We start from the raw sequence: 25,164 nt of genomic DNA, 5'->3' as shown, positions 1-25,164 counted from the left end.
CCTAACGCTCGCCGGATCCGCGCGGCACCAGCGTCGCCGGGATGACGACGGTCCGCGGGGGTCCGGCATAGCCGTTGATCCGTTCGTACGCGAGCTGGGCCGCCCGCCGGCCCAGCTCGCTCATGTCGTGCGCGACCACGGTCACCCCGACCACGTCGGCCAGCTCGAAGTCGTCGAACCCGACCAGCGCGGGCGGCACCGCACGCCCGCGCAGCGCCCGCAGCGCCCCGATGGTGAGCCGGTTGTTGGTGGTGAACAGCGCGGTCGGTGGCTCCGGCAGGCCCAGCAGCTCCTCGACGACCCGGCCGGCGGTGGCCGCGTCGTGCACGTCGGTGCGCAGGTACGGCTCCCAGTCCGGGTTGCCGGCCGCCCGCATCGCCGCCGAGAAGCCGCTGATCCGGGCCTGCTGCGAGGTGGTCCGGACCAGGTCGGCGACCAGGGCGATGCGCCGGTGGCCGCCGGCCAGCAGGTGCTCGGCGGCCGCGCGGGCGCCACCGGCGTTGTCGATCAGGACGCTGTCCGCGACCGGGTCCGCCGGCGGGCGGTCCAGGAAGACGAACGGCACGTTGTGGCTGTGCGCGCTCCCGGCGACGAGGCTCCCGGCGCTCGGGACCACCAGCAGGGCCCGGACCCGGCGCTCCACCAGCGCCGCGAGCAGGCTGCTCTCCAGCTCGCCGTCCTCGTCGTTGTTCACCGTGATCAGCAGCAGGCCGTGCTGGCGCAGCTCGCGTTCGGCGCCGCTGGCGACCGCGGAGTAGAACGGGTTCGCCAGGTCGCCGCTGATCAGCCCGACCAGCGCCGACGTCCCGCCGGTGCGCAGCTCGCGGGCCAGCCCGTTGGGGCGGTAACCCAGCTCGTCGGCGGCCTGCCGGACCCGCTGCCCGGTCGCCCCGGACACGTAGGGCTCGCCGTTCAGCGCCCGGGAGGCGGTTTTGAGGCTCACGCCGGCGCGGGCCGCGACCTCGTTCAGGGTCGGCGGCCGAGCCGGCGACTCATCGACGGGCATGCCCCGGATTATGCCGCAAGGACGTCACGGTCAGCCGACGTGCACGTGCGGGCGCCGCTTCCGGTCCGGCTCCGCCTGGCGGATCATCTCCCTGGTCACCGGCGCGACCTCGCCCTGCCCGAAGATCAGGTAGCGGGCGAAGTTCGCCACCGGGTTGCCCTCGGTCCACTCGAAGTAGATGTGCGGCCGCCGGTGCGTGGTGTCGCGCATCCACAACAGCAGGGCGGCCAGCGCGCTCGGCACCGAGGAACTCGCCACGGTCAGCACCCGGTACCGGTGGTGCAGCACCTCCCCGTGCACGTGCAGCTCGGTCTCGAAGTCCGAGGCGTCGGTGACGGTGACCTCGACGAACAGGATGTCGGCCTGGTCGGTCATGTCGTTGTCGGCGATGATCTGCGCGATCTTGTTGGAGTACTCGGCGGCGTCGCGCCGGTCCGGCTCGTTGGCGATCAGCCGGATCTGCCGTTTGCCCAGCTCGGTCAGGAAGCCCTGGGCGACGTGGTCGGCGTCGATGCGGGTGACCCGCAGCTCGAACGCCCGGAAGATCCGCGACAGCAGCGACACCACCAGGATCGCCAGGATGAAGCAGCCGGCGATCTTCACGCCGTCCGGGCGTTCCACCACGTTGGCCACCGTGGTGTACGCGAAGATCGCGGTGATCGCCGCGAACGCCCAGGTCCGGCCGCGCTGCCGGCGCCGGCGCGCGGACAGGGTCACCGCGGTGGCGGCCGAGGTGATCAGCACGAGCACGCCGGTGGCGTACGCGCCACCCTGGGCGTCCACGTCGGCGTCGAAGATCCAGGTGATCAGGAACGCGGTGCCGGTGAAGACCAGCACCAGCGGGCGGACCGCCCGGGCCCAGGACGGCGCCATGCCGAATTTCGGCAGGTAGCGCGGCACCAGGTTGAGCAGCCCGGCCATCGCGGACGCGCCGGCGAACCAGAGGATGGCGATGGTCGAGATGTCGTAGACGCTGCCGAAGACGCTGCCCAGGTTCTCGTGCGCGAGGTACGCCAGGGCACGCCCGTTGGCCTGCCCGCCGGGCTGGAACTCTCGCTCCGGGATCAGCACGGTGGTCACGACGCTGCTGGTGATCAGGAAGACGCTCATGATCGCGGCGGCCGTGGTCAGCAGCTGTTTGCCGCCCCGAATCCGCTGCTCCAGGTTCCCCTTGATGTGCGGCATCACCGCGACACCGGTCTCGAAGCCGGACAGGCCGAGCGCGAGTTTCGGGAAGACCAGCAGCGCGATCCCGACCATCGCCAGGGGGCTGCCGTGCGCGGTGGTCATCGCGCCGGTCCAGTCGGTGACCCGGGCGGGGTTGGTCAGCACCTCCCACAGGGCCTCACCGACCACGATCACGTTCAGTGCGAGGTAGACCCCGACCAGGGCGACCGCGATCCCGATCGCCTCGGTGAACCCCTTGAGGAAGACGCCACCGAGCAGCGCGACCAGCAGCAGCGTCACCAGGACCTCGTGGCCGTGCCACGCCTGCGGCCAGAACGGGTTCTCGTCGATGTGGGCGGTCGCGTCCGCCGCCGACAGCGTGATGGTGATGATGAAGTCGGTGGCCGCGAACCCGAGCAGGACCAGGACGAACAGCTTGCCCTTCCAGAACGAGAGCAGCCGCACCAGCATCGCGATCGAGCCCTCGCCGTGCGGGCTGTCCGCGGCCACCCGCCGATAGACGGGCAGCGCCCCGAGCAGGGTCACCGCCACCAGCACCAGCGTGGCCAGCGGCGACAGCACCCCGGCGGCGAGCGCCGCGATCCCCGGCTGGTAACCGAGCGTGGAGAAGTAGTCCACACCGGTCAGGCACATGACCTTCCACCACGAGTGCGGTTTCTCGTGCTCACCCGCCTCGGCGTGCGGCCCCTCGTGCTGCCCCGCCCGGTCGCTGATCCCTTGCAGCAGCCATTCGCGCAGCGTGCTGCGGTGCTCGGCCACAGTCATCGGTCTCTCCCGGCAGTGGTACCCGGCCGGGCCGTTCCCCGCCATCGAGGAAATCCTGGCACTCGCCGACCGCACGAGCACGACCACGTCGCGTTAATAAGGCGTCAAAAACGCCGGCCCCGGTCCGGCCACGTCGCACCGGACGCCGCACAATCGGCGCGTGCGTGAGATCCTCGTGGACCTCGGAACTGTCGACGCGCCGTCCGGTGTGGTGGTGCTCGGCATGGCCGGGTGGATCGACCACTGGCCGCGCCTGGGTCAGTCCCTGTCCGAGCGTGCCCGGGCGGCCGCGTCGTCGGGCGGAGGCCATCTTCGAGAATGGCTGTGTGAGGCAGTCGCGGTCCCGGCCGCCGACGACCGGCCGTTGCGGGTGCGAGCGAGCACCTCGCCGTCCCCGTTCGACGAGGAGCCGACCGTCGCGACGCTGGAGATCGATCTCGGACTGCCATGGCCCGCGACCGCGGATCGATCGGCGCCGGTCCGGCTCGGGGACCTGCCCGTCGACCGGTGCGGCATGGTCATCGGCGACGCTGCCGGGCTGGACGCCTGGACGGGATTGACCAGCGGATCGACCGACGGGCTCGCCGACGTCACCTACTGGGGTCGATACGTGGCACCATCCGCTTCGCGCCGGAGCGGTCGAGGTGGGCGGCTGCCGGGTGCTCGGCATCGCATGGGACCAGGGCGACCACTCGATCAGGCACCGCGGTGAGCGGGCCGGCGGTCAGGCCTATCCGGTCACACTCGAAGCCGGCGAGGCGGGCGAGATGCTGATGCGATGGACCATCCCGCCCTACGACCTCGACGCCGAGGAGGAGTGACGAGACCGCTCAGGGTCAGACTCCGGCGCCGGCCGGCGCCGCACAGGACCCCGGCGGCGCGGTCGGGTCGCCGATCTGTGCCATCGACTGGTTGACCTCGGTGAAGGTGGCGAGCGACCGGAACTGCTCACCGACGATGATGTCGATGACGTCGGTGGTGCGGGCCGCGTTGTATTGCGGCTCGGCCTCACCGAGGAAGTAGGCGCGGATCCACTGGGCGGCGCCGACCGATTTCGGACCGTACTGAATCAGCGCCACCTTGGCGAACTTGGTCTTGCTGTCCTTGGACGGCTGCACCTTGAACCCGCGGTCCTGGAACTCGGCGCTGACGTTGTCGGCCAGGCCCGCCCTCCGGGTGCCGTTGAGCACCCGGAGTTTCACCTGCGCCGGCTCGCGCGGCAGCGTCACGTTCACCAGCGTCATGCCGGCCGGGCAGCCGCTCGCCGCCGGGTCGCCCTGGCTGTCGCGCGCCACCGCGACCACCACGACGACCAGCGCGGCGATGGCGAGGACACCGAAGACGAGATAAGCCCGCAGGCGCGTGTAGCCCATGCGTATAAGACGCCGCTGCACCCCCGATCCGTTGCACAGTGACGGCTTCATCACAGGAAAAATCAAGATCCGATTGGGGTACGCCGCGCCAGCCGCTCCCGCAGCCAGTGGTAACTCGCCCGCGGCGTCCGCTCCCCGGTCGGATAGTCCACGTGCACCAGCCCGAACCGCGGCCCGTACCCCCGCGCCCACTCGAAGTTGTCCAGCAGCGACCAGTAGAAGTAGCCCCGCAGGTCGACGCCGGACCGGGCGGCCGCCGCGAGATGCTCGGCGATGAACCGGATCCGCTCCGGGTCCGCCCCGGGCTCCTCCCGCAGTTGCGCCACCCCGTTCTCGGTCACGTAGATCGGCGGCAGTCCCGGGAACCGCCCGGCCAGCCCGGTCAGCGTCTCGTACAGCCCGTGCGGCTCGATCGGCCAGCCCAGGTCGGTGACCGGCACGCCCGCGCGGGTCGCCGACCGCACGCCGATGTCGAACGCGCTGCGCAGCGCCGGGTCGGGCTGCTCGTACGGCGCGTCGGCGGCGTGGATCCGGTAGTAGTAGTTGACGCCGAGGAAGTCCAGCGGAGCGCCGATCAGTGCCAGGTCCCCGTCGCGGCGGAAGGACAGGTCGCTCACCCCGGCGTACAGCCGCTCGAACCCGTCCGGGTAGGAGCCGCCCAGCACCGGGTCGGTGAACTGCCGGTTGAGCATCAGGTCCATCCGATCCGCGGCCGCCCGGTCGGCCTCGGCGTCGCCGGCCGGCACCGCCGGGGACAGGTTCAGCGTGATGCCGACCCGGGCACCGGGCTGCACGGCCCGCAGCGCCCGCACCGTCAGCCCGTGCCCGACGAGCAGGTGATGCGCGGCCGCGAGCGCGCCGTGCCCCTCGGTGGCGCCCGGCGCGTGCCGCCCCTCGGCGTACCCGACCATCGAGGAGACGTACGGCTCGTTGAGCGTGATCCAGTCATGGACCCGGTCACCGAGCCGCTCGGCGACCACGGTCGCGTAGTCGGCGAAGTGCTCGGCGGTGTCGCGGACCCGCCAGCCGCCCACGTCCTCCAGGGCCTGCGGCAGGTCCCAGTGGTACAGCGTGACGAACGGCCGGATGCCCTTCTCGCACAGCGCGTCGACGAGCCGGTCGTAGTACTCCAGCCCGGGTTTGTTGACCGTGCCGTGCCCGGTGGGCAGGACCCGCGGCCAGGCGACGGAGAACCGGTAGGCGTCCACCCCCAGGCCGTCCAGCAGGTCCACGTCGTCGCACCACCGGTGATAGCTGTCGCAGGCCACCTCGCCGGAGCTCCCGTCGGCGACCGCGCCCGGCCGCCGGCAGAACGTGTCCCAGATCGAGGGGCCGCGGCCGTCCTCGGCCACCGCGCCCTCGATCTGGTAGGCCGCCGTGGCGGCGCCCCAGACGAAGCCGTCCGGCATCGCGGGGATGTCGTATGAGCCGGTCACCCTTTGATCGCTCCTTGCATGATGCCGCCGACGATCTGCCGGCCGAGGACCATGAAGATCACCAGGATCGGGAGCGTGGCCAGCAGCGTGCCGGTCAGGGTGAGCGTGTAGTCGGTGGTGTAACCGCTGGCCAGCGACGACAGGGCGACCTGGACGGTGGCGTTGTTCTGGAGCACCACCAGCGGCCAGAAGAAGTCGTTCCACGCCTGCATGAAGGTGAACAGCCCGAGCACCGCCGCGGCCGGCCGGGCGGCCGGCAGCACCACGTGCCAGTACAGGCCGAACGTGGTGCAGCCGTCCATCCGGCCGGCCTCCAGCAGCTCGTCGGGGACGGCCCGGCCGAGGTACTGGGTCATGAAGAAGACGCCGAACGCGGTGACCAGGCCGGGCACGATCACCGCGGCCAGCTGATCGGTCCAGCCGAGCTTGGTCATCAGCAGGTACAGCGGGATGATGCCGAGCTGCTGCGGCACCATCGAGGTGGCGATGGCCAGCACCAGCAGCACCTTGCGGCCGCGGAACTTCAGCTTGGCGAACGCGAAGCCGGCCAGGGTGGAGAAGAACACCACCGAGACGGTGATCGAGCCGCTGACGATGAACGAGTTCAGCAGCGCCTTGCCGAAGTCGGTGCTGTCGAAGACGCGGGCGATGTTGTCGAACAGGTGGCCGCCCGGAATCAGCACCGGCGGCGTCTTCGCGACGGCCTCGCTGGTCTGCGACGAAACCACGAACGACCAGTACAGCGGGAAGATCGAGCCGGCCACGATGGCCAGCAGGGCGGCGTAGGTCCAGACCGAGCCGCGGCGCGGGAACCCGAAGTTGTGCCGGTTCGCCCGGCGTTTCGGCGGGACCGGCGGCTCGGTGCGGGTCGCCGGCGGGTTGGCGAGAACGGTCACGTCGGCTTACTCCTCGTCCTTGGCGATGCGCCGGGTCAGCAGGAAGTTGACGACCGCGAAGATCGCGATGATCAGGCAGAGGGTCCAGGCGATCGCCGAGGCGTAGCCGAACCGGAACTCCCGGAAGCCCTGCTCGTACATGAACAGCGCGATGGTCTGGAACTGCCGGTCGGAGCCGCCGGTCGGCGTCGAGGTGCCGGCGAACAGCAGCGGCTCGGCCATGATCTGCAGGCCGCCGATGGTGGAGATGACGGTGGTGAAGATGATCGTGGGCCGCAGGTTCGGCACGGTGATCCGCCAGAACTGCTGGGTCGGCGACGCGCCGTCGAGCTCGGCGGCCTCGTACAGGTCGTGCGGGATGGCCTGCATCGAGGCCAGGTAGATCAGCGCGTTGTACCCGGTCCAGCGCCACATCACGATGGTCGAGATGGCCAGGTGCGAGCTCCAGGTGTCCGCCTGCCAGTCGACCGGGCCGACGCCGACCAGGCCGAGCAGCCAGTTGATCATGCCGAAGTCGCGGCCGAACAGCTGGGTGAACACGATCGTCACGGCCACGATGGACGTGATGTTGGGCAGCAGCACGCCCATCCGCAGGCTGGTCCGGGCCCGCAGCTTGTGGTTGAGCAGGTGGGCGATCCAGAGCGCGGCGAGCAGCTGCGGCACCGTGGAGAGCACCCAGATGCTCAGCGTGTTGCCGAGCGCGTTCCAGAAGTAGGAGTCGCCCAGCATCTCGCGGTAGTTCGCCAGGCCCACCCACTGGTGCGCGCCACCGTCGAGCAGGTTCCAGTCGTTGAACGAGACGTACCCGGTGTAGATCAGCGGGAACAGCCCGAAGATGCCGAAGAGGATGAAGAACGGCGCGACGTAAAGGTAGGGCGAGCCTTTCGTGTCGAGCCGGTTCAGGGTGGCTTTGACTGCCATGGTCGAGATCCTTCGTCGCCGGAGCCGGCCGGCGGTCGCGCGACCGCCGGCCGGACGGGGGTGGGCTTACTTGGCGAGGCGCTCGACGTCGCTGACGGTCTGCGTCCAGGACTGCTCGGAGCTCTGCTTGCCCTGCTCGACGCGGACCAGGCCGTCGCGGATGGTGGTCTGGATGTCACCGGCACGCGGACCCTGGTACTGCGGCTTCAGCTCCTTGGCGGCGGTGGTGAAGATCTTGCCGATCGGGGCGTTGTTGAAGAACGGGTCCTTGAGCGCGCCGATCTCCGGCTTGTCGTACAGCGCCGGGATGGACGGCAGCAGACCCTGCGTGGTGAAGACCTTGGCCTGCTGGTCCGGCGCGGTCAGCCAGGCGGCGAGCTTCTTCGCCTCCTCGACGTGCTTGCCCTGCTTGGGCACGGTCAGGTAGGAACCGCCCCAGTTGCCGCCGCCACCGGGCACGGCCGCGACGTCCCACTTGCCGGAGAACGCCTTCGACTGGTCCTTGATCTTGGCCATCATCCAGGCCGGGCAGGCGATGGTGGCGAACTGGCCCTTGGCGAAACCGTTGTTCCACTCCGGCGAGCTCTCGATCAGCTTGGCCGACAGGTTGGCCTGGATCGCCTGCACGACCAGGTCCCAGGCCTTGCGGACCTCGGGGTTGCTGCTGACCACGATGCTGTTGTCGGTGTTGTAGAAGCCGACCGGCGCCTGCCCGATCACGGCGTTGTACAGCGCGCCGCCGCCGTCGAAGAACGCGGTTCCCTTCGGCGCCTTCTTGGTGAACTGCTCGCCCAGCGCGATGTACTTGTCCCAGCCGCTCGCCCAGGCCGCGGAGACCTGGTCGCGGTCGGCGGGCAGGCCGGCCTGCTGGAACAGGTCACGGCGGTAACAGATGGCCAGGCCGCCGACGTCGGTGCCGTACCCGATCTGCTTGCCGTCCTTGGTCAGCGACGCCTGCCACTTCCACGGCAGGTACTCCGACGCGCGCTCGGTGCCCAGGTCGGTGAACTGGTTGCCGACCTCGCGCATCTGGGCGATGAAGCCGGTGTCGACCGCCTCGATGTCCGCGGCGCCGGCGTTGGTGGCCAGGTGCGTCGCGAGGTCGCGGTGGTGGGCGTTGTAGTCGGCCGTACGCTCCTGGATCTTGATGTTCGGGTGGTCCTTCTCGTACTGCTTGTAGAGCTCCTGGTAGCCGAAGTTGCCGAACAGGCTGACCGACAGCGTGACCTGGTCGCTGCCGCTGCCGCTGTCACCACCGGAGCCGCAGGCGGTCAGCGCCATCGCGGTGGCCGCAGCCGCCGCGACGAGCCGCGCCGAACGAGACAAACGCATTGGTAATCCCCCATCTCACCGATGTAACCGGTTTCATGAAACCGGTTACATCCTGCTGAACACGACAAAAGCACAGTGAACAGAGTTGCTCGAACGGCCGGCCTGGGTGGGCGGCCGGAAGATCTGACGGGCGGGGTGCGCCCTCGGTGCAAGAGTTTGCCTACATCGATGCCACCGATGTCAAGTCACGAGCGGGTAACGAGATCAACCGGTGTTGACCGGTCCGACACAGCCCTGTTACGGTGATGAAACCGGTTACATAGGGACGGGACCTTGTCGAGCATCAGGGAAGTGGCGCGGCGCAGCGGCGTCTCGGTCGCCACCGTGTCCCGCGTCTTCAACACCCCGGAGGTGGTCAGCCAGCAGACCCGGCAGCTCGTGCTCGGCATCGCCGCCGAGGTCGGTTACCTGCCCAACGAGTCGGCCCGCACCCTCGCCACCAAGAAGTCCAACATGGTCGGCCTGGTCTGGGACACCGACCACCGCCGCCCCGGCTGGCGGCACCCGTTCCTCCAGGACATCCTGGTCGCGCTCAAGAGCGCGCTGAGCGCGCACGGCCTGCACCTGCTGATGCTCGCCCCCGACCAGAGCCCCGGGCTCGACCGCGAGCAGCGGTTCCTGCGCGCGGTGCAGCGGCACAACGTCGACGGCGTGGTCATCATCGACAACGGCAGCCGCGACCCGGCCGTGCTGGCCCTGGCCGACGCCACGGTCCCGTGCGTCGCCCTCGACCTGCGCTACACCGGGCCGACCTGCACGTACATCACCTCGGACAACGCCGGGGGCGGCCGTCTCGCCGCGCAGCACCTGATCGCCCGCGGTCACCGGCGGATCGCCACCATCACCGGGCCGCTGCCGGCCTACCCGGCGGTCGAGCGGCTCGACGGATTCCGGACAGCGCTGGCCGAGGCGGGCCTGGCGCTCGCCGACGACGACATCGTGTCCGGCGACTGGTATCTCGACAGTGGACGCGCCGCCATGCGGCAGCTGCTCACCCGCGACCCCCGGCCGACCGCGGTCTTCGCCGCCGGTGACGAGATGGCGGTCGGCGCCCTGCGCGCCGCGCACGAGGCCGGCCTGCGCGTGCCGGACGACATCGCGATCATCGGCTTCGACGACATCGAGGTGGCGGCGCTGATCCCGCCCGGCCTGACCACCGTCGCCCAGGACAAGACCGGGATCGGCACGGCGGCCGCCGAGGCGCTGCTGGCCATGCTGCCGGGCACCGCCGCGGCGCCGGAACCCACCGCGCTGCCCACCGAACTGATCGTCCGCGGGTCCACCTGAGATAGCCCTACGTCGATAAGGTGACGGGCGTGAGATCACGCATCGTTGCCATCCTCTCCTCACTCCTGGTGGCCCTATCCCCGGCCACTGTCGCTCGCGCCGCGGACGACCCGCTGCTGGACCAGCTGGCGGCCATCCCCGGCCTCTCCGTCGTCTCCGAGACCCAGGGCACCGGATACCGGTTCTTCGTGCTGACGTACCGGCAGCCGGCCGACCACCGCCATCCCGCCCGGGGCAGCTACGAGCAGCGGCTGACCCTGCTGCACCGCTCGGACAGCTCACCGACCGTGCTGTACACCAACGGCTACAACCTCGCCGCGAGCCCGCGGCCGACCCAGACCGAGCCGACCGCCCTGCTCGGCGCCAACCAGGTCTCGGTCGAGCACCGGTTCTTCACCCCGTCGCGGCCCGTGCCGGCCGACTGGTCGGACCTGGACATCTGGCAGGAGGCGAACGACGAGCACCGGATCGTCACCGCGCTCAAGAGCGTCTATTCCGGACGCTGGATCCAGACCGGTGGCAGCAAGGGCGGCATGACCTCGGTCTACCACCGGCGGTTCTTCCCCGGGGACGTCGACGGCGTGGTCGCCTACGTCGCGCCGGACGACGTGATCAACCCGGCGGACCGGGCGTACGACAAGTTCTTCGACACGGTCGGCACCCCGGAGTGCCGCGCCGCCCTCGACGGCGTCCAGCAGGAGGCGCTGCGCCGCCGCGACCGGCTGGTCGCCCACCTGGAGGCCGACGCGGCCGAGCAGGGCTGGACGTTCAGCGGGTCGATCGGCACCGCCGACCGCTCGTTCGAGATGACCGTGCTCGACTCGGTCTGGGCGTTCTGGCAGTACAGCACGGCCGCGGACTGCGCGACCGTGCCCGCCGCGACCGCGACCGACGACGAGTTGTACGCCTGGATCGACACCGTCGCCGGCTGGAGCTTCTACACCGACCAGGGACTGGAGCCGTACTGGCCGTACTACTACCAGGCGGCCGGTCAGCTGGGCTGGCCCAGCCTGCGCTTCGAGCACCTGCGCGGCCTGCGCCACTACCCCGGCATCTACACCGCGAACTCCTCGCTGCCGCCGGAGCTGCGCCGCAAGCACAACCCGCTGCCGATGATCGACGTCGACCTGTGGGTGCGCACCGCCTCGGAGCGGATGCTCTTCGTGTACGGCCAGAACGACCCGTGGAGCGCCGAGCGGTTCACCCCGAGCAAGCGTGACTCGGCGTTGTACGTCGCGCCGGGCGCCAACCACGGTGCGAAGATCGCCGCCCTGAGCCCGGAGGATGCCGCAGCGGCCACCGCGATGCTGCGCCGCTGGGCCGGCGTGCCGGCGACGCTCACCGCCGCGCGGCCACTGGACGTGCCGCTCGACGACATGATCGGCGACCGCCGCCGCCTCCGCTGACCGGCCCGCGCCCGCCGGCTCCTTGGCTCCTTGCCGGCGGGCGCCTGATCGCGGCGCTACGGGAGCAGGACATCCCGCTCGCGGCGTACCTCACGTGACCTCTGCTCGGTACGCCACCAGCGGCGTGAGGCCAGCGCGGCCAGCCCGGCGCCGGCCGCGTTGAGCAGAACGTCGTCCACCGAGGAGAAGCGGTCCAGGCGCAGCACGTACTGGAGAACCTCGACGAGGACGGATCCGGCGGCGCCGACCGCGAGGATCCGGGGCACCGAGGCCAGCGCCGTGAACCGGATCGGCGCGAAGAAGCCGAGCGCCGCGAAGACCAGCAGGTTGCCGACGATCTGCACGGTCGCGAACCCCGGACCGACCGCGAGGACCTCGGCCAGGTCGTGCAGCGGCACCAGGTTCACCCCGCCCCGATGCCCCGGCAGCAGGATCATCCAGATCCACGGGACCGTGCCGTACACGATGCCGACCTCGGCCAGCGCGTCCCGCATGGTCCCGCGGCGGCGTGCCAGCACCCACACCACCAGGCCGGCCAGCGGCAACGCGGCCACCGTGCCGGCGACCACTCCCATGATCGAGCCAGGCATACCGGGCTCCCCCTCCCCCGTTCGCGCGTCCAGGGAGATCGCACCATGCCGGGATCTTGGATAGCGTCGCCGGATGCGGATCCTGCACCTTTCCGACACACATCTTTCACGTTTGCCGGGGCCGGACGGCGAGGGCGTCGACACCCGGGACTCGTTGCGGCGCATCCTGGACGACTGCGGCGAGCTGCCCGGGCTGGACGCCGTCGTCGTCACGGGCGACATCGCCGACGACGGGTCGCGGGAGGCTTACGAAGACGTACGCAAAGCGGTCTTGACGTTTGCCGGGGATCGGGGCATTCCGGCTCTGCTGACCACCGGCAACCATGATGAGCGGGCGGCGTTCACCGCGGTGCTGGGCAGCGGTCACCTCGACGCGGACGGCCGGGACCGGCCCGAACAGCGGCTGGACGACGCCGTCGGTGAGCGGGCCGCGGTGACCACGGTCGCCGGCTATCGGATCGTCACGCTCGACTCGCTCGTGCCGGGCAAGGGGTACGGGCTGATCAGCGCGGCGCAGCTGGCGTGGCTGCGGCAGATCCTGGCGTCGCCGGCGCCGCACGGCACCATTCTCGCCTTTCACCATCCGCCGGTCGTCGTTCCCGGCGTGGCGGTGCAGGACGCTCTCGGCCTGCGCAACGGCGACCAGCTCGCGGCCGCGATCGGCGGCAGCGACGTGCGGCTGATCCTCTGCGGACACTTCCACCTGCAACTGTTCGGGATGCTCGCGGGCGTGCCGGTCTGGGTCACCCCGGGCGTGGTCACCCGCATCGACCTGACCGCGACACCCGGCACCGAACGCGCGGTCAAGGGCGCCTCCGCCACCCTGATCGACCTCGGCGGCCCGCACTCACCGATCTTTCACACCCTGCACGCCCGCGACCCCCAGGCGGGCCGGACCGCTTATGAGATCGACGCCAGCGAGCTGTCCTCGGTCATCGCCGAGCTCGGCCTATGATGCGGGCTCCAGGCCCCACGATTCCCGGAGAAGGCGGATGAGTGCTGTGAGCACCGGCAAAGTGGTCGTGAACAGGGCGATGTCGCTGGACGGATTCATCGCCGGTCCCGGTCACACGATGGACTGGATCTTCGAATACCTGACCGCGACCACGTTCCCGGAGGTCATGGAGGCCACCGGCGCCATGCTGGTCGGCCGGGGCACCTACGACGTCGCCAAGCGGATGGCCGGCTCGGACGCCCCTTATGAAGGCGGACCGCAGTTCGTCCTCACGCACGAGCCGCCCGAGCAGCCGGACCCTGCCGTCACGTTCCTCACCTGTGACATCGAGGAGGCCGTTGCCACCGCCCGCGGCGCCGCGGGCGGCAAGAACCTGGAGATCCTCGGCGCCGACGTGGCCGCCCAGTGCCTGCGGCGCGGGCTCGTCGACGAGATCCTGGTGTACGTCGTGCCGGTGCTGCTCGGCGACGGGGTCCGCTTCACGCCGTCCGGGCTGGACCGGATCGACCTGGAACCGTTCGGCAACATCCAGTCGGGTGCCGTCACGATGCTCCGCTTCCGCGTGCGGAAGTAGCCGCGGCCCGGACGTCCAGCAAGGCTGCCACCGCCTCCCGCAAGTCCCGCTGGAACGACTCGCTGTCGTCCCGGGAACCGCTCTGAGGGCTCCGCTCGTCACCGCCGACCGGACCGAAGCGTCCCCGTCGCTGAGGAAGCGGACCGGGGCGTCTCCACCGCCGACGGCATGAGCCGGGCGGCGAGGGCAGCCAGCAGGTCCGCTACCTGGGACACGGCGGCGCCGGCACGTGCGGCCGCTGTGACCGCCGCGGCGTCGAGGTCGGCGAGTGAGGTGCGGCGGGAGCGGACCGACTTGTCCGGAAACGGGCCGGCAGCGACATCGCTGACCGCGGACCGTGGGGTCGTTCTCACTGTTCCCGCGCCGCCGCAGCGCCCGAGCACGCAGGCGTCGGCCGCGCGGACCAGCGGGTCCGGATCCTCGATCGCCGGCGGCAGGGCCGGGCTGCCCGCGACGATCGCCTCCCGGACGCCGGCAGGGCTGCCCCGTCGCACTCGTCCGGGTCGGTGAGGGCGCTGAGTTCGATCAGGAACGGGACCGCCTGTACCGTCACCGCACAGACGGTTCCCTGATGCCATCGAGCATCGCCCCCACCACAGGGAATCACTCGGCTGACGGAGTTTCACGGTGACCGATGACGAGGTTTTCGACGGGATCCGCCGGCTCGTCGAGGCAGGGCTGTACCGGGATCGGATCCCGGGGCGGCACGGGATCGACCTCGACGGCGACGAGCATGACCTCGAGGAGTGGCCGCCGGGTTCGTTCCGCCGGCTGTACCGGCGGGGCACCGAACGGTTCGCGACGGCCCTGGCGAACGGGTGGCTGGTGCCGTTGCCGCCGCTCGAACCGGCGCCGCCGGAGCTTCTGGACGAGCTGGAGGAGCGGGCACGGCGCCGGTTCCCGCCGTTGCTGCGGCGGCTCTACCTGGAGGTCGGCAACGGTGGGTTCGGTCCCGGGCACGGCCTGATCCGGCTGACGTCCGCGCAGAACGTGAGCCGGGACCGGTCGAGTTTCGGCGGGGACCGGCCGCGGATCGGGCGGGTGCTCTGCTACTGGGAGGGCGGCGGCGCCACCGAGATCGACCTTCTCGGCGGGCAGATCTGGGGCACGACGGCGTACCGGGTGCCGACCGGCGTGCCACCGTCCTTCCCGCAGGGTCTGACGCTGACCGCCTGGCTGGCCCGCTGGCTCGACGGCCGGCTGTTCCCGCCGGTCCTGACCAAGGACGGCGACCGGTGGCGGCCGGGCAGCGAGGCCGAGGAACGCGCGGCGTGGCGGGAGCGCCAGGAGGAGTGGCGCGACCAGGCCGGCTTCGTGGACGAGGACGAGTACGAGTCGACCTGAGGCACGGGGCAGGCCAGGAGCTTCCGGCTTTCCGGGATCCGATCGCCCGTCTACGAGTCCAGGGTCGACGGGAAGGAAGGGAGCACGAACCGGAGGGAGCCGTCGCCGACCGGGATGAGCGGGCTGCCGTCCGTCTGCTCGCGCAGGTAGTCCGCGATGCTGGTGGTCAGCGACGGCACGCCACGCGGCTGGGTGATCGGCTTGCCGTCGCCCGGGTAGTGCGGCGGGTTGAGCCGGCCGCCGAACCGGACCGCCTCGGCGAAGACGACCACGGACAGCAGGCCACGCTTGCCGGTCTGCACGGACGGCGGCGGGGCCAGCGTCAGGCGGACCACGGCGTCGCCGTCGTCCATGCCCCACGGCAGGGTCAGCTCCAGCTGCTGCCGGAAACCAAAGACCATGTTGCGGCTCGCGTCGTGGTCGAGGGAGCCTTTCGCATAGGCGAGCATCCGCCGGAGATGGACCAGGGAGGCGGTGTGCCACACGGGGTCGATCATGTCGTGGAGGGTACCTCGGCGCGCATGACCCAGCGCCACTTGGCGATCTTCCGGACGCGGGTGAAGCCGTGCCTGGTGTACAGCTCCTCCGGGCCGGTGTGCAGGTAGGCGCCACGCTGGGGCGGCCGGTCCTCGGTCTGCTCCGGATAGGCTTCGACGATCCCGCCACCGGCGCGCCGGATCTCGCCGAGCGCCGCGGCGACCGCGGTGGCGGCGACGCCGGTGCCGCGGTCCTTGGCGTTGGTGAAGACGCAGCCGATCCGCCAATCCGGTGGGGTGTCGGCGTCACGGTCGTAGGTACGCCGGTTCTTGACGTTGGGGAGTTCGGCGGGCGGGCCGAACTGGCACCAGCCGACGCAGCGGTCGCCGTCGTAGACGAGGATCTGGTGGACGGTCCCGCGGGTGACGTGGCGGAGTTTGGCCTCGCGGTTGCCGTCGGGGGTGCGGCCGGGGCCGACGCCCTCGGGGTGGAAGGCCATGCACCAGCAGCCGCCCCAGACACCGTTGCTGGCCTCGACGAGGGCGGCGAAGTCGTCCCACGTCTCCGGGGTGAGCAGCCGGGTCGTCAACGTCATCCGTTCAGTCTGGACGAACGCGGTCAGGATGTGAGGGCGGTCCCCACCGGGAATGGCGATCTGCCTTCCGATCGCGCCGCGACTTCATCAAGACTGTGGCGATGATCGGGCTCGCCACCGGTTTCACCGTGGGCCGGCCGCCCACCGGCCTCGCCGATGCCGAGCAGCTGGCGATGGAACACGTCGCGATCGCCGGGCTGACCGCCGGGACCACCACGCGGGCCTACGCCCGGGCACTCCTCCAGCTCGACCAGTGGTGCCTTTACGAGCGGCCGTGAGTCAGACCCGGCCGGCCAGGGTTTCCCCGACCGAGGCGATCACGCCGTCGACCGCGTCGTCGTCGATGCCTTCCAGCTCGATGATGAGCCGGTCGACGCCGAGCTCGGCGTACCGGCGGGCGGTGTCGAGGTCCGGCGGGCCCGGCGGGGTGATGGTGATCTCCAGCTCGCCCAGCTCCGCCGGCCGGTGCTCCCCGCGGGCGGTCTCGGCCAGGGTGAACAGCGTCTTCGCGGTCTGCTCGACGTCCAGGCCCCAGCCGTACCAGCCGCTCCCCTGCCGGACCGCCCGGCGGTAGGCGGCGGCGGAGTGTCCACCGACCACGATCGGCGGGTGCGGGCGCTGGACCGGCTGCGGATGCTGGACGACGCCGGAGTACGACACGAACCGGCCGTCGAACGCCGGCTCCGTGGCCCACAACGCGCGCATCGCGGTCAGGTATTCGTCGGTGCGGGCGCCCCGCTCGGCCAGGGTCACGCCCATCGCGTGCAGCTCGGGCTCGACGTATCCGGCGCCGACGGCGACGGTGAGCCGGCCGCCGGACAGCACGTCCAGGGAGGTGAGCTGTTTGGCCAGGAGTACCGGCTGGCGCTGCGGGAGCACGATCAGGCCGACCCCGAGGCGGACCCGGGTGGTCACGGCCGCCAGATAGGTCAGCGCGACCATGGCCTCCAGGCGGGGCGGGTTGCCCTCGCCGAGGGGAAGCGCGATGTGGTCGCCGACCCAGAGCGACTCGAAGCCCGCCTCCTCGGCGAGCCTGGCGCGCCGGGCCAGGACGGCGGGATCGACGTTGCGGTCGCGGTGCAGTCCGTACAGCCCGAACTTCATCCGATCACAGTAGTGGGCGTCACCCGGTCGTGCCGACCGGCGAGGTCATCGCGCCCGGAACGGGGCGAGCGTCGCGCGGATGAGCCCGGCCGCGCCCCAGTCCTGGTCGAACTGGGCCAGCACCGCCAGATGCTGCCGCAACTGGATGATCGGCATCCGCTCCCGCCAGCCCGCGTCCAGGGACGTCAGCTCCGCATAGACCGCGAAGAACCGCGCCGCTTCGGGCGGCGGCGCGGTGGTCCACACGTGCGCGAGGTCCACCTCCGCCCACATGTAGGAAACGGCCGGGTCGATCAGCGCAGGCCGTCCGTCCGCGGTGGCCATCACGTTCTGCGCCCACAGGTCACCGTGCGTCAGGCAGGCCGGCTGCTTCGGCAGCACCTCGGGCAGCCGGCCGCAGAGCCGCTCCAGCGCCGCCCGGTCACCGGTGTCGAGGGCCGCCTCGACGCGGGGCTCCCCGAGCCAGCGCAGCAGCCGATGCTCGGCGAAGAACGCGAAGCCGTCGTCGCTCCACGTGTTGACCTGCCGCCGCCGCCCCAGCCAGTTGTCGCGATGCCAGCCGAAGCGGGGGTTCACCGTGCTCAGATGCATCCCGGCGAGCACGTGGGCGGCCTGCTCCCAGAAGCTCTCCGTGCCGGGCCTGGGCTCCAGCATCGACAGCACGAGCAGATTCCGATCCGCCAGGATCACCTCGGGCGTCGCCAGGCCGCCGAGCTCGCGCAGGGCGGCCAGCCCGTCGGCCTCCGCGGCGAACACGTCCTCGTCCGGCGGCTCGGCGAACGCCTTGACGAAGACCGGCGGCGCATCCCGCCGGGTGGCGATGCCGGCGAGCGCCGCGAGCCCACCGGAGGCCGGCTCCACGGCGACGACGTCGAGCATCCCGGCCCTTCGCACACACTCCAACAGGTATTGCCCGGAGGAAGTCACGTTTGTTGATCTTAGGCTCGGTGCGGTGCTCAGGGCGTACCGAAAACTATGATGGCCTTCTGCGCGGAGGAGGCCTGATGGACAGCGATCCGGCGGTGCAGGCGGCTCTGTGGGCGACCGTGCCCCGGATGCTCGCTCAGCATCGGTACCTCGTGCTCGGCACCGCCGACGGCGACGGGAATCCGTGGGCGACCCCGGTGTTCTTCGCGGCCGCCGGTGAGGATCGAATTCTGTGGGTGTCCGCGCCGGACAGCCGGCACTCGCGCAACATCGCGGTGCGCCCGACGGTGAGCATCACGGTCTTCGACACGAACGCGCCGATCGGCCAGGCGGAGGCGATCTACCTGGAGGCGACCGCCGAGCTGCTCCCCCGCGACGCCTACGCGTCGGCGCTGACCATGCTGAACACGCGGCTGCCCGCCGAGCGCCGGGTGGGTCCGGACGATCTCGGTCCGGCCGGGCCGCTGGAGGTCTATCAGGCCGCGGTGAGCAGGCATTTCGTGCTCGTCACCGGCGGCGACACCCGCTTCGACAACATCACCGATGCCCGCCTCGCGGTCACCCCGCCACGATCAGAACCCGATTAGCACCTGTCTCCCTGCTCCAGCGGATCCGGTTGACCTCGCGGGCTAGGTTGACGGCCGTGATCGTTGCCGTGACGGGGGCGTCGGGGCGGCTCGGCCGCCTGGTGATCGATGAGCTGCTCGCCCGAGGGACGCCTGCCGGGTCGCTGGTGCCGATATCCAGGACCAGGATCGACGCCCGGACGCGGTACGGGGACTTCGAGCGGCCGCACACGCTCGAGGAGGCGTTCCGGGGTGTGGATCGGCTGCTGGTGATCAGCACGATCGGTGCGCGGGACGCGGTGGGCGCGCATCGTGCCGCGTTCCAGGCGGCGGCGCGGGCCGGAGTCGAGCGAATCGTCTATACCTCCGTGCAGAACCCGGTGCGGGACAACCCGTTCCCGGCAGCGGGCATCCACCTGCACAGCGAGGCCGACCTCACCGCGGCCGGGGTGCCGTGGACGATCCTGCGTAATGCCCTGTACGCCGACCTTCGCACCGAGCTCGCCCGCTGCTACGCCCGCGACGGGCGGTGGATCACCAACCTCGGCGACGGCGGCCACGCGTTCGTCGCGCGAGCCGACTGCGCCGCCGCGGCCGCCGGCGCGCTCACCGGCGACGGGCACGAGGGCCACGTGTACGACGTCACCGGTCCGGCCCTGGTCACCGCTGACGGCTATCTGGCGCTCGTGAGCGGACGTTTCGGCGCGCGTATCGAGCGGGTCGACGTCGGCGACGACGCTTACGAACGCCACCGGGCCGCGTTCGTCGCCGATCCGGCCAATGCGGGAACGTTCGAGCTGTTCACCGGCAGCGGCCGCGCCATCCGCGAAGGGCACCTTGCCCGTCTCGGCGACGGCGTCCGGCTGCTTGCCGGCCGACCACCACGCCCGCTGGAGGACCTGCTTCAAGTGGACCGCTGTTGAACCTCCACGATGCGGGCTGCCGGCGTGAGCGTACGGTCGTCAGGGCCGGATGTCGGGGTGTCCGAAGCGCGCGGTGCAGTGCCAGACGCGTTTGAGGGATTGCTCGTCGAAGAGCCCTTCACGGACGGCGGCACCGATGATGCGGGCGTCCAGGATGCCCTCCCGAGCGATGAGGGCGGCGGCCACGACGATGTCGGGGCCGCGGTAGCCGGGGTGAGCGGCGATGTCATCGATGCGGGCGCGAAAGCCGTGGTGCCATTGCACGGGCACGCCGAGCAGGTGCGCGTCAGCCTCGACCTCGGTGTCACGGAAACAGGGGTCCAACACCAGAGCCTCGACGTCACGGGCGAGGACAACGCCCCCATGGACATGTGCCTCGACGTAGTCGTCGAGCGGTTCCTTGTCGTCGGCATCGGCGAGGTCGGCCAGAGCGCAGCGGTCAGCGGTGCCCACCTCGACGGGCTCAAAGACGCTGTCGGGGTAGCAGAAGGTGGTGCGCGCCAGGGTGGCCACGTTCAGACGCAGGTGAGCCGAACCGAATCGGGGTGAGCCGCCTGCTGGCCGGTGTCGGTGGTTCAACGAGCCGTAGACCGGGCGCGCCGCCGGTGGGGCGTCGTCGTAGGCGCCGCCGAAGAGACGACTTTCCCAGCGCCAGCGGTCTCCGCCGGTGTGGCAACTCAGCCCTCCGTTGCTCGTGCCGGTCTCGAACTGCGAGCGGTAACGGCCGTCGGTGGCCATCGCGCGCAGGATGGTCATGTCATCGACAAGGCGGTCGGGGTGAAAGTGCACCGTCACCCGCCATGACGGATCGATCCGCTGACCTCGGGCCAGGTTCCGCACGTGCGCCACGGCGGCAGCGGCCCGCGAGGTGTCCAGCGATGGGTAGCTCACCCGGAGAAGTCTCACAGAGGCTCGCCAGGCGCTTCTCCTGCGCCGAATCGGTGCTGAAAGAACAAGCTTTCGGTACGCCCGGAGCACTACCCTGACGCCGTGATCGTGTGGATCAACGGAACCCACGGCGTCGGCAAGACGACGACCGGTGCGATCGTGCAGAAGCTGGTTCCGGACTCCCGGGTGCTCGACGCCGAGAAGGTCGGCGAGACGCTGATGGACATCACGCCCGGCCTCCCTGCGACGGACAACTTCCAGCACTGGCCGCCGTGGCGGCATCTGGTCGTGGAGACCGCACGGCGGGTGCTCGACTACACCGGCGGCACGCTGGTGATGCCGATGACCGTCCTGGTCGAACAGTATTGGCGGGAGATCAGCGCGGGTCTCGCCGAGCGCGGGATCCCGGTGCGGCACTTCGTCCTGCACGCCGATCAGGACACTCTGCGGGAGCGCATCTCGGCGGCCCATCCCGTCCCGTCGCCGTTTCGACTGGCCTACCTGGAGCCTTACGCGGAGGCGGCCCGGACGTGGCTGCACGCCGAGGCGGAGGTTGTGGACACCACCCGTCTCACGCCGGACGAGGCCGCGCGGCGGATCACGAGCGCGGTCACCGGCTGAACGGGTGATGGGCGCTCGTTCTCTACCTATATAGAGTTACGCCCATGGTGAGAGCCCGGCGCCCCTCGGCGCAGACGATCCTGGTGCTCGGAGCGCTGGCCGAGGAGCCGAGCGTGTGGCGTTATGGGTATGAGCTGGGTCAGCAGGTCGGGCTGAAGGCGGGCTCGCTCTATCCGATTCTGGTGCGGTTGCACGATCGGGGGCTGCTGGAGTCCAGCTGGGAGTCGGAGCCCTCGCCGGGACGGCCGCCGCGACATCTCTATCGGTTGACCGGGGATGGCCTGCGGTGGGCGGCTGAGGTCACCGCGGAGGCGGCTCCGCGCGGTGCCGTCGGACCTTCCCGGCTCCAGGAGGCGTGATGACCGCGACTGATCAGGACCGGCCGGCTCGGTTGCTCGCGGCGACCGTGCGCCGGCTGCCGGCCGGGCGTGCGGAGTGGGGCCAGGCGATGCGGGCCGAGTTGGCCGCTGTCACCGAGCCTGGCGAGCGGTGGAGCTTTGCCCTCGGCTGCCTGCGGACCGCGGCCGGACAGGTGCACCTGCTGCGCGGCACCGTGCATCTGGTGGTGGTGCTCGGGACGCTCGGGACGGTGCTGGCCTGGGCCGCGGCCGGGGACTATCCGGCGCTGACCCTGGTCCTGTCGGCCCTGGTGTCGATTCTCGCGGCGGTGTGCTGGCAGGCGCGCCGGACCGGGATGTTCGGACCGACCGGGGACAGCGTCACCGCCTGGCTGCTGCGCAGCGGCGGTTATCTGGGTGCCGCCGTGATCGCCGTGGTCGCGGTGGCGCACGCGCGTCCGGCCACTCTGGAGGCGGCCGACGACGGGATCGGGGTGCTGACGCTGACGACGATCGCGGCCAGCTTCCTGATCGGGGCGGCGGCGGTGTTCTCGAGGCGGTCGGTGGCCACCGGGCGGGTCCTGCTCAGCGGCCTCGGCAGCGCCGTGGTGGCGACGCTCGGCTGGCTGACCGTCGTGACGTTCGCTCCGCCGATACCGCCGTCGGCCGGGTGGGCGCTCGGGTTCGCCGGGCTGGCGGCGGTCGGCGCGGTGCTGGCGAACGCGCGGGCCACGGCCGGGAGCCTGCTGGCCGGGCTGCTCGCGACGGCGGCCACGATGGCGCTGATCTTCTTCGCGGTGGTGGTGCTGGCACGGTGGGCGCCGGACAACCTCATCCCGGACATCACGCCGCACGCCCTCGACGGTCAGCACGTCGCGGAGAGCCGGGTCGAGATCGTGGATCCCTATGTGCTGGTTCTGGTGCTGAGCGCGATCGCGGCGACGGCGTTGAGCGGCGTGGCGGTGCTGACCCGGGTGGTCACCCGCCGATGAGGAACAGGAGGCCGGCGACGAGCAGCCCGGCCTCCACCAGGAGGACGAAGACGCGGTCGCTGAGTCGTCCGACGATCCTCCTGCCCGCCCAGGCGCCGGCCAGGGTGGCCGGCGTGAGCGCGGCGCCGTACACAAGGACCTCTCTGGTGAGCAGGTCCCCGGCGCCGTACGCGGCGATCTTGGAGAGGTGCATGGTGAGGGCGCCGGCCGCCTCGGTGCCGATGTAGGCGGCCCGCGTCAGGCCGTAGGCCAGGAAGAACGGGGCGGTCAGCGGGCCGACCGAGCCCAGTAGCGCGGAACCCAGGCCGGAGGCCGCGCCGACCGCGGCGAAGCTGGGATCGGCGGGTTTGCGCGGGTGCGGGGTGACTCGGCGCCAGATGACCACGCCGATCAGGAACACCCCGAGCAGCCGGTGGAGGGCGCCGAGTGGGGCGCGGGCCAGCAGCAGGCCGCCGGTGACGGCGAGCGGGACCGCGCCGAGGGCGAACCAGCCGACCAGCCGCCAGCGCAGGTCGTGCCGGTTGAGCCAGACGCGGAAGGCGTTGCTCGACAGTTGGGTCACGGTCAGCATCGGTACGGCCATGCGCAAGCCGAACAGCGCGGTGAAGACCGGCAGGAGCAGGACGCCGCCGCCGAACCCGGCTACCGCGGAGAGCACCGCCAGCGCGAACGCGGCGGCGGAGGCGATGGCCAGGGTCAGCATGTCTCCGCGAACCAGCGGGTTGCCAGGTGGGCGGCACGGTGGCGTACCCGATCGATCCCCTTCCGGGTGTTGTAGGCGGCGAACGGCGGCCACTGGAAGACGTAGGTGCTGAGCTCTTCGGCGAGCAGCGCCAGGTTCAGGCTCGCTCGGTCGAGCCGGCGGTGCCGCAGGTAGGCGTCGATCAGTCCGGTGGGCGCGGCGACGCCGGCCGGGGTGGCGCGGACGGCCGGGAACGCCAGGTCGGTGGTGGGGCGGCCGGGTCCGCAGACCTGCCAGTCGAGGAAGATCAGGGTGTCGCCGGCGACCACGAGGTTGCCGGTGTGGCAGTCACCGTGGACGAAGGCGGGCGGGACCGCTGCCATCGCCTCCGCCAGGCTGTCGCGGGCGGCGATCAGGTCGGCGGTGCGGGGCAGGGTCGCGGCCCAGAAACGCTCGGTCGTGGGCAGGTCCGGCTCGGTGAGCGCGTCGGTCAGGGCGTCCGGCCGGGGCCAGGTGGCCGGCAGCGGGATGTCGTGCAGCGCGGCCAGGTCGCGACCGAGTGTGGTCCACAGGTCCGGTGTCCACGACCGCACGTCGCGGGTCGTTCCGGCGGCCTCCAGCAGCAGCGCCAGACCGCCGGCTCGCTCGTCGGCGCCTTCATCGTTGCTTCCGGCAGCGCTCGCGGCGGCTCTTGCGTCGACGTACTCGGCGACGTCGAGCAACCGCGGTGTCCGGAGCGGGACGGCCGGCGCGATCTCGCGGTAGAAGCGCAGCTCGCGCTCGGCGGCGGCGCGGGCCTCCGGGCCGAGCGCCGCGGGGGTCACCTTGAGGAAGGCCGGGGTGCCGGCCGCGGTGCGCACCGGGTGGATTCCGGCGCCGGAGCGGGATTCCAGGCCGGCGACCGGATCGTCGGAGGTGAGGCCGAGTCGCTTCAGCACCGTCGCGATCATGTCGCGGATGCTAATCGGTCGGCGGCGATGACTGCCGCCCGTCACCCGTTCCGGGCATTGCTCAGCCGAACGTCGCTCGTTGACACCGGATCGGCCCATCGCCGGTCGCGACGCCGGCCGGTTGGGACCGGTGCGGCCGGGTGTCACCGGACTGGGGCTCGGCCGCCGGCCCGGTCCCCTGCGCCCAGTCCTGGGAGTTCCGCACGATGTCCTACGACCCGCGTCACCACCCGCCGCGTCCGGGCTACGGGCCACCGCCGGTGCCGCCGCAGCCGGGACCGCCCGGCCCGCCGCCAGCCGGGTACGGGCCGCCCGCGGCGGGGTACGGGCCGCCGGCCGGGTATGGGCCACCGCCGGCCGGGTACGGGCCACCCGGATCCGGGTTCGGGCAGCCGCCGGTCAAGGGCGGGCGCGGGCCGTGGTTGTGGATCGTGGGGGCGGCGTTCGTGTCGCTGCTCGTGGCTCTGATCGTCCTGCCCGGCAGGACCGATCCGCCGCGGAAGCCCACGGCCGCCGGTCCCGCGGCGACCGTGCCGGCAACGGACGCCACCGATACGGAGCCGACGACCGAGGAGCCCGGCGACAAGGCTCCGGCGACCGCCGGCGGGGACACGTTCAACGTGCCGGTCGGGTCGGCGATCACCGTCCGGGACGGTGGCAGCGAGCAGCGGGCGACGCTGCGCTCGGTGAAGGCCTACGCCGCCGGGTGCGGTGGTTTCGCACCGGCGCCGGAGCAGGGCAAGTACGTCGTCGTGGACGTCGTGGTGACCCAGCTGTCCGGCACCGGCAGCGTCAACCCGCTCGACTTCACCTTCGTCAGCGGTGACGGCACCACCGCGAACAGCCTGTCCGGTGTGTTCTCCGGCTGCGCCGAACCGCAGCTGGACTCCACCAACTCGCTACGCGCCGGACAGAAGCGGGCCGGGAAGATCGCCTTCGACACCAGCGGCAAGGCCGGCAGCCTGGAATGGGCCCCGGGCGGCCTCGGCGCTGCGACCGCCGGGTCCTGGACTGCGGCGTAGCGGCGG

Annotated in this window: 30 protein-coding genes; 14 read left to right on the top strand and 16 right to left on the bottom strand. The window is 71.3% G+C overall.

Annotated elements, in window-relative coordinates; translation table 11 throughout:
• Position 1 precedes the first annotated feature (1 nt).
• A complete protein-coding gene (locus Aiant_RS42545) occupies positions 2-1,006 on the bottom strand; it encodes a LacI family DNA-binding transcriptional regulator (RefSeq protein WP_189330298.1) in 1,005 nt (334 codons plus the stop codon).
• A 30-nt stretch (positions 1,007-1,036) separates the two neighbouring features.
• On the bottom strand, positions 1,037-2,959 hold the full coding sequence (locus Aiant_RS42540) for an APC family permease (RefSeq protein ID WP_189330297.1): 1,923 nt from the start codon (positions 2,957-2,959) through the stop codon (positions 1,037-1,039).
• Between the two features lie 160 nt (positions 2,960-3,119).
• Here Aiant_RS42540 and Aiant_RS42535 point away from each other — a divergent pair, with 160 nt between their 5' ends.
• Both Aiant_RS42535 and Aiant_RS42530 read left to right on the top strand, forming a co-directional pair.
• Positions 3,120-3,671: a hypothetical protein gene (locus tag Aiant_RS42535; RefSeq protein WP_212846808.1), complete on the top strand. Its 552-nt coding sequence runs from the start codon at positions 3,120-3,122 to the stop codon at positions 3,669-3,671.
• Positions 3,619-3,780 (top strand): hypothetical protein, encoded by a 162-nt coding sequence (locus Aiant_RS42530; protein ID WP_212846806.1) that lies wholly within the window; start codon positions 3,619-3,621, stop codon positions 3,778-3,780. The genes Aiant_RS42535 and Aiant_RS42530 overlap by 53 nt, the downstream gene beginning before the upstream one ends.
• Positions 3,781-3,795: 15 nt before the next feature.
• Here Aiant_RS42530 and Aiant_RS42525 read toward each other — a convergent pair whose 3' ends face one another.
• The 5 genes from Aiant_RS42525 to Aiant_RS42505 all read right to left on the bottom strand — a co-directional run bounded on the left by Aiant_RS42525 (position 3,796) and on the right by Aiant_RS42505 (position 8,917).
• Positions 3,796-4,332, bottom strand: a complete 537-nt coding sequence (locus tag Aiant_RS42525; RefSeq protein ID WP_189330296.1) for a LytR C-terminal domain-containing protein — start codon at positions 4,330-4,332, stop codon at positions 3,796-3,798.
• 62 nt (positions 4,333-4,394) lie between these two features.
• Entirely contained in the window at positions 4,395-5,741 is a 1,347-nt protein-coding gene (locus Aiant_RS42520) for a GH1 family beta-glucosidase (RefSeq protein WP_189330668.1), read from the bottom strand.
• 23 nt (positions 5,742-5,764) lie between these two features.
• Entirely contained in the window at positions 5,765-6,664 is a 900-nt protein-coding gene (locus tag Aiant_RS42515; protein WP_189330295.1) for a carbohydrate ABC transporter permease, read from the bottom strand.
• 6 nt (positions 6,665-6,670) lie between these two features.
• Positions 6,671-7,585 carry a carbohydrate ABC transporter permease gene (locus Aiant_RS42510; RefSeq protein ID WP_189330294.1) on the bottom strand — a complete coding sequence of 305 codons (915 nt, stop codon included), beginning with the start codon at positions 7,583-7,585 and terminating at the stop codon, positions 6,671-6,673.
• A gap of 66 nt (positions 7,586-7,651) precedes the next feature.
• Complete coding sequence (locus Aiant_RS42505; RefSeq protein ID WP_189330293.1) at positions 7,652-8,917, bottom strand: ABC transporter substrate-binding protein; 1,266 nt, start codon at positions 8,915-8,917, stop codon at positions 7,652-7,654.
• A gap of 291 nt (positions 8,918-9,208) precedes the next feature.
• Here Aiant_RS42505 and Aiant_RS42500 point away from each other — a divergent pair, with 291 nt between their 5' ends.
• A complete protein-coding gene (locus tag Aiant_RS42500; protein ID WP_229829992.1) occupies positions 9,209-10,204 on the top strand; it encodes a LacI family DNA-binding transcriptional regulator in 996 nt (331 codons plus the stop codon).
• Between the two features lie 29 nt (positions 10,205-10,233).
• Positions 10,234-11,610, top strand: coding sequence for a S28 family serine protease (locus Aiant_RS42495; protein WP_189330291.1), 1,377 nt, complete (start codon positions 10,234-10,236; stop codon positions 11,608-11,610).
• A gap of 56 nt (positions 11,611-11,666) precedes the next feature.
• On the opposite strand, the gene Aiant_RS42490 is transcribed toward Aiant_RS42495, so the two are convergent.
• The gene (locus tag Aiant_RS42490; RefSeq protein WP_189330290.1) at positions 11,667-12,200 is read right to left on the bottom strand and encodes a VanZ family protein; all 534 of its coding nucleotides are present in this window, start codon (positions 12,198-12,200) and stop codon (positions 11,667-11,669) included.
• Between the two features lie 73 nt (positions 12,201-12,273).
• Between Aiant_RS42490 and Aiant_RS42485 the strand changes: the two genes are divergently transcribed.
• Together Aiant_RS42485 and Aiant_RS42480 are read left to right on the top strand one after the other, a co-directional pair.
• Positions 12,274-13,155 carry a metallophosphoesterase family protein gene (locus Aiant_RS42485; RefSeq protein WP_189330289.1) on the top strand — a complete coding sequence of 294 codons (882 nt, stop codon included), beginning with the start codon at positions 12,274-12,276 and terminating at the stop codon, positions 13,153-13,155.
• A gap of 37 nt (positions 13,156-13,192) precedes the next feature.
• On the top strand, positions 13,193-13,729 hold the full coding sequence (locus Aiant_RS42480) for a dihydrofolate reductase family protein (protein WP_189330288.1): 537 nt from the start codon (positions 13,193-13,195) through the stop codon (positions 13,727-13,729).
• Between the two features lie 98 nt (positions 13,730-13,827).
• Here Aiant_RS42480 and Aiant_RS42475 read toward each other — a convergent pair whose 3' ends face one another.
• On the bottom strand, positions 13,828-14,223 hold the full coding sequence (locus Aiant_RS42475) for a hypothetical protein (protein WP_189330287.1): 396 nt from the start codon (positions 14,221-14,223) through the stop codon (positions 13,828-13,830).
• Positions 14,224-14,356: 133 nt separating this feature from the next.
• Between Aiant_RS42475 and Aiant_RS42470 the strand changes: the two genes are divergently transcribed.
• The gene (locus Aiant_RS42470; RefSeq protein ID WP_189330286.1) at positions 14,357-15,073 is read left to right on the top strand and encodes a hypothetical protein; all 717 of its coding nucleotides are present in this window, start codon (positions 14,357-14,359) and stop codon (positions 15,071-15,073) included.
• A 50-nt stretch (positions 15,074-15,123) separates the two neighbouring features.
• On the opposite strand, the gene Aiant_RS42465 is transcribed toward Aiant_RS42470, so the two are convergent.
• On the bottom strand, positions 15,124-15,570 hold the full coding sequence (locus tag Aiant_RS42465; RefSeq protein WP_189330285.1) for a hypothetical protein: 447 nt from the start codon (positions 15,568-15,570) through the stop codon (positions 15,124-15,126).
• Positions 15,567-16,145 carry a GNAT family N-acetyltransferase gene (locus Aiant_RS42460; protein WP_189330284.1) on the bottom strand — a complete coding sequence of 193 codons (579 nt, stop codon included), beginning with the start codon at positions 16,143-16,145 and terminating at the stop codon, positions 15,567-15,569. Before Aiant_RS42460 ends, Aiant_RS42465 begins: the two co-directional genes overlap by 4 nt.
• Before the next feature lie 95 nt (positions 16,146-16,240).
• On the opposite strand from Aiant_RS42460, the gene Aiant_RS42455 reads away from it, so the two are divergent.
• Positions 16,241-16,423 (top strand): DUF4253 domain-containing protein, encoded by a 183-nt coding sequence (locus tag Aiant_RS42455; protein WP_229829991.1) that lies wholly within the window; start codon positions 16,241-16,243, stop codon positions 16,421-16,423.
• A gap of 1 nt (position 16,424) precedes the next feature.
• Here Aiant_RS42455 and Aiant_RS42450 read toward each other — a convergent pair whose 3' ends face one another.
• Positions 16,425-17,249, bottom strand: a complete 825-nt coding sequence (locus Aiant_RS42450) for a TIGR03619 family F420-dependent LLM class oxidoreductase (RefSeq protein WP_189330282.1) — start codon at positions 17,247-17,249, stop codon at positions 16,425-16,427.
• 45 nt (positions 17,250-17,294) lie between these two features.
• Entirely contained in the window at positions 17,295-18,176 is an 882-nt protein-coding gene (locus tag Aiant_RS42445) for a fructosamine kinase family protein (RefSeq protein WP_229829990.1), read from the bottom strand.
• A gap of 77 nt (positions 18,177-18,253) precedes the next feature.
• Between Aiant_RS42445 and Aiant_RS42440 the strand changes: the two genes are divergently transcribed.
• Together Aiant_RS42440 and Aiant_RS42435 are read left to right on the top strand one after the other, a co-directional pair.
• Positions 18,254-18,763 carry a pyridoxamine 5'-phosphate oxidase family protein gene (locus Aiant_RS42440; RefSeq protein ID WP_189330281.1) on the top strand — a complete coding sequence of 170 codons (510 nt, stop codon included), beginning with the start codon at positions 18,254-18,256 and terminating at the stop codon, positions 18,761-18,763.
• A 56-nt stretch (positions 18,764-18,819) separates the two neighbouring features.
• Positions 18,820-19,665, top strand: a complete 846-nt coding sequence (locus Aiant_RS42435) for an NAD(P)H-binding protein (protein WP_189330280.1) — start codon at positions 18,820-18,822, stop codon at positions 19,663-19,665.
• A 39-nt stretch (positions 19,666-19,704) separates the two neighbouring features.
• Here Aiant_RS42435 and Aiant_RS42430 read toward each other — a convergent pair whose 3' ends face one another.
• The gene (locus tag Aiant_RS42430) at positions 19,705-20,556 is read right to left on the bottom strand and encodes a DUF3626 domain-containing protein (RefSeq protein ID WP_268248717.1); all 852 of its coding nucleotides are present in this window, start codon (positions 20,554-20,556) and stop codon (positions 19,705-19,707) included.
• 99 nt (positions 20,557-20,655) lie between these two features.
• Between Aiant_RS42430 and Aiant_RS42425 the strand changes: the two genes are divergently transcribed.
• From Aiant_RS42425 to Aiant_RS42415, 3 genes are read left to right on the top strand one after another with little or no spacing between them, the layout of a single operon-like run.
• The gene (locus Aiant_RS42425; protein ID WP_189330279.1) at positions 20,656-21,174 is read left to right on the top strand and encodes an AAA family ATPase; all 519 of its coding nucleotides are present in this window, start codon (positions 20,656-20,658) and stop codon (positions 21,172-21,174) included.
• A gap of 44 nt (positions 21,175-21,218) precedes the next feature.
• Entirely contained in the window at positions 21,219-21,533 is a 315-nt protein-coding gene (locus Aiant_RS42420) for a PadR family transcriptional regulator (RefSeq protein WP_189330278.1), read from the top strand.
• Positions 21,533-22,504 carry a hypothetical protein gene (locus Aiant_RS42415; RefSeq protein ID WP_189330277.1) on the top strand — a complete coding sequence of 324 codons (972 nt, stop codon included), beginning with the start codon at positions 21,533-21,535 and terminating at the stop codon, positions 22,502-22,504. The genes Aiant_RS42420 and Aiant_RS42415 overlap by 1 nt, the downstream gene beginning before the upstream one ends.
• On the opposite strand, the gene Aiant_RS42410 is transcribed toward Aiant_RS42415, so the two are convergent.
• Together Aiant_RS42410 and Aiant_RS42405 are read right to left on the bottom strand one after the other, a co-directional pair.
• A complete protein-coding gene (locus Aiant_RS42410) occupies positions 22,491-23,207 on the bottom strand; it encodes a sulfite exporter TauE/SafE family protein (protein WP_189330276.1) in 717 nt (238 codons plus the stop codon). The genes Aiant_RS42415 and Aiant_RS42410 overlap by 14 nt on opposite strands.
• Positions 23,201-24,136: a phosphotransferase family protein gene (locus tag Aiant_RS42405; RefSeq protein WP_189330275.1), complete on the bottom strand. Its 936-nt coding sequence runs from the start codon at positions 24,134-24,136 to the stop codon at positions 23,201-23,203. The genes Aiant_RS42410 and Aiant_RS42405 overlap by 7 nt, the downstream gene beginning before the upstream one ends.
• A gap of 140 nt (positions 24,137-24,276) precedes the next feature.
• Here Aiant_RS42405 and Aiant_RS42400 point away from each other — a divergent pair, with 140 nt between their 5' ends.
• The gene (locus Aiant_RS42400) at positions 24,277-25,158 is read left to right on the top strand and encodes a DUF4352 domain-containing protein (RefSeq protein ID WP_189330274.1); all 882 of its coding nucleotides are present in this window, start codon (positions 24,277-24,279) and stop codon (positions 25,156-25,158) included.
• The last annotated feature ends 6 nt before the right edge of the window (positions 25,159-25,164 follow it).

It is taken from the genome of Actinoplanes ianthinogenes, from assembly GCF_018324205.1.
GTDB lineage: Bacteria > Actinomycetota > Actinomycetes > Mycobacteriales > Micromonosporaceae > Actinoplanes > Actinoplanes ianthinogenes.
This window is presented reverse-complemented; position numbering and strand designations above follow the sequence as displayed.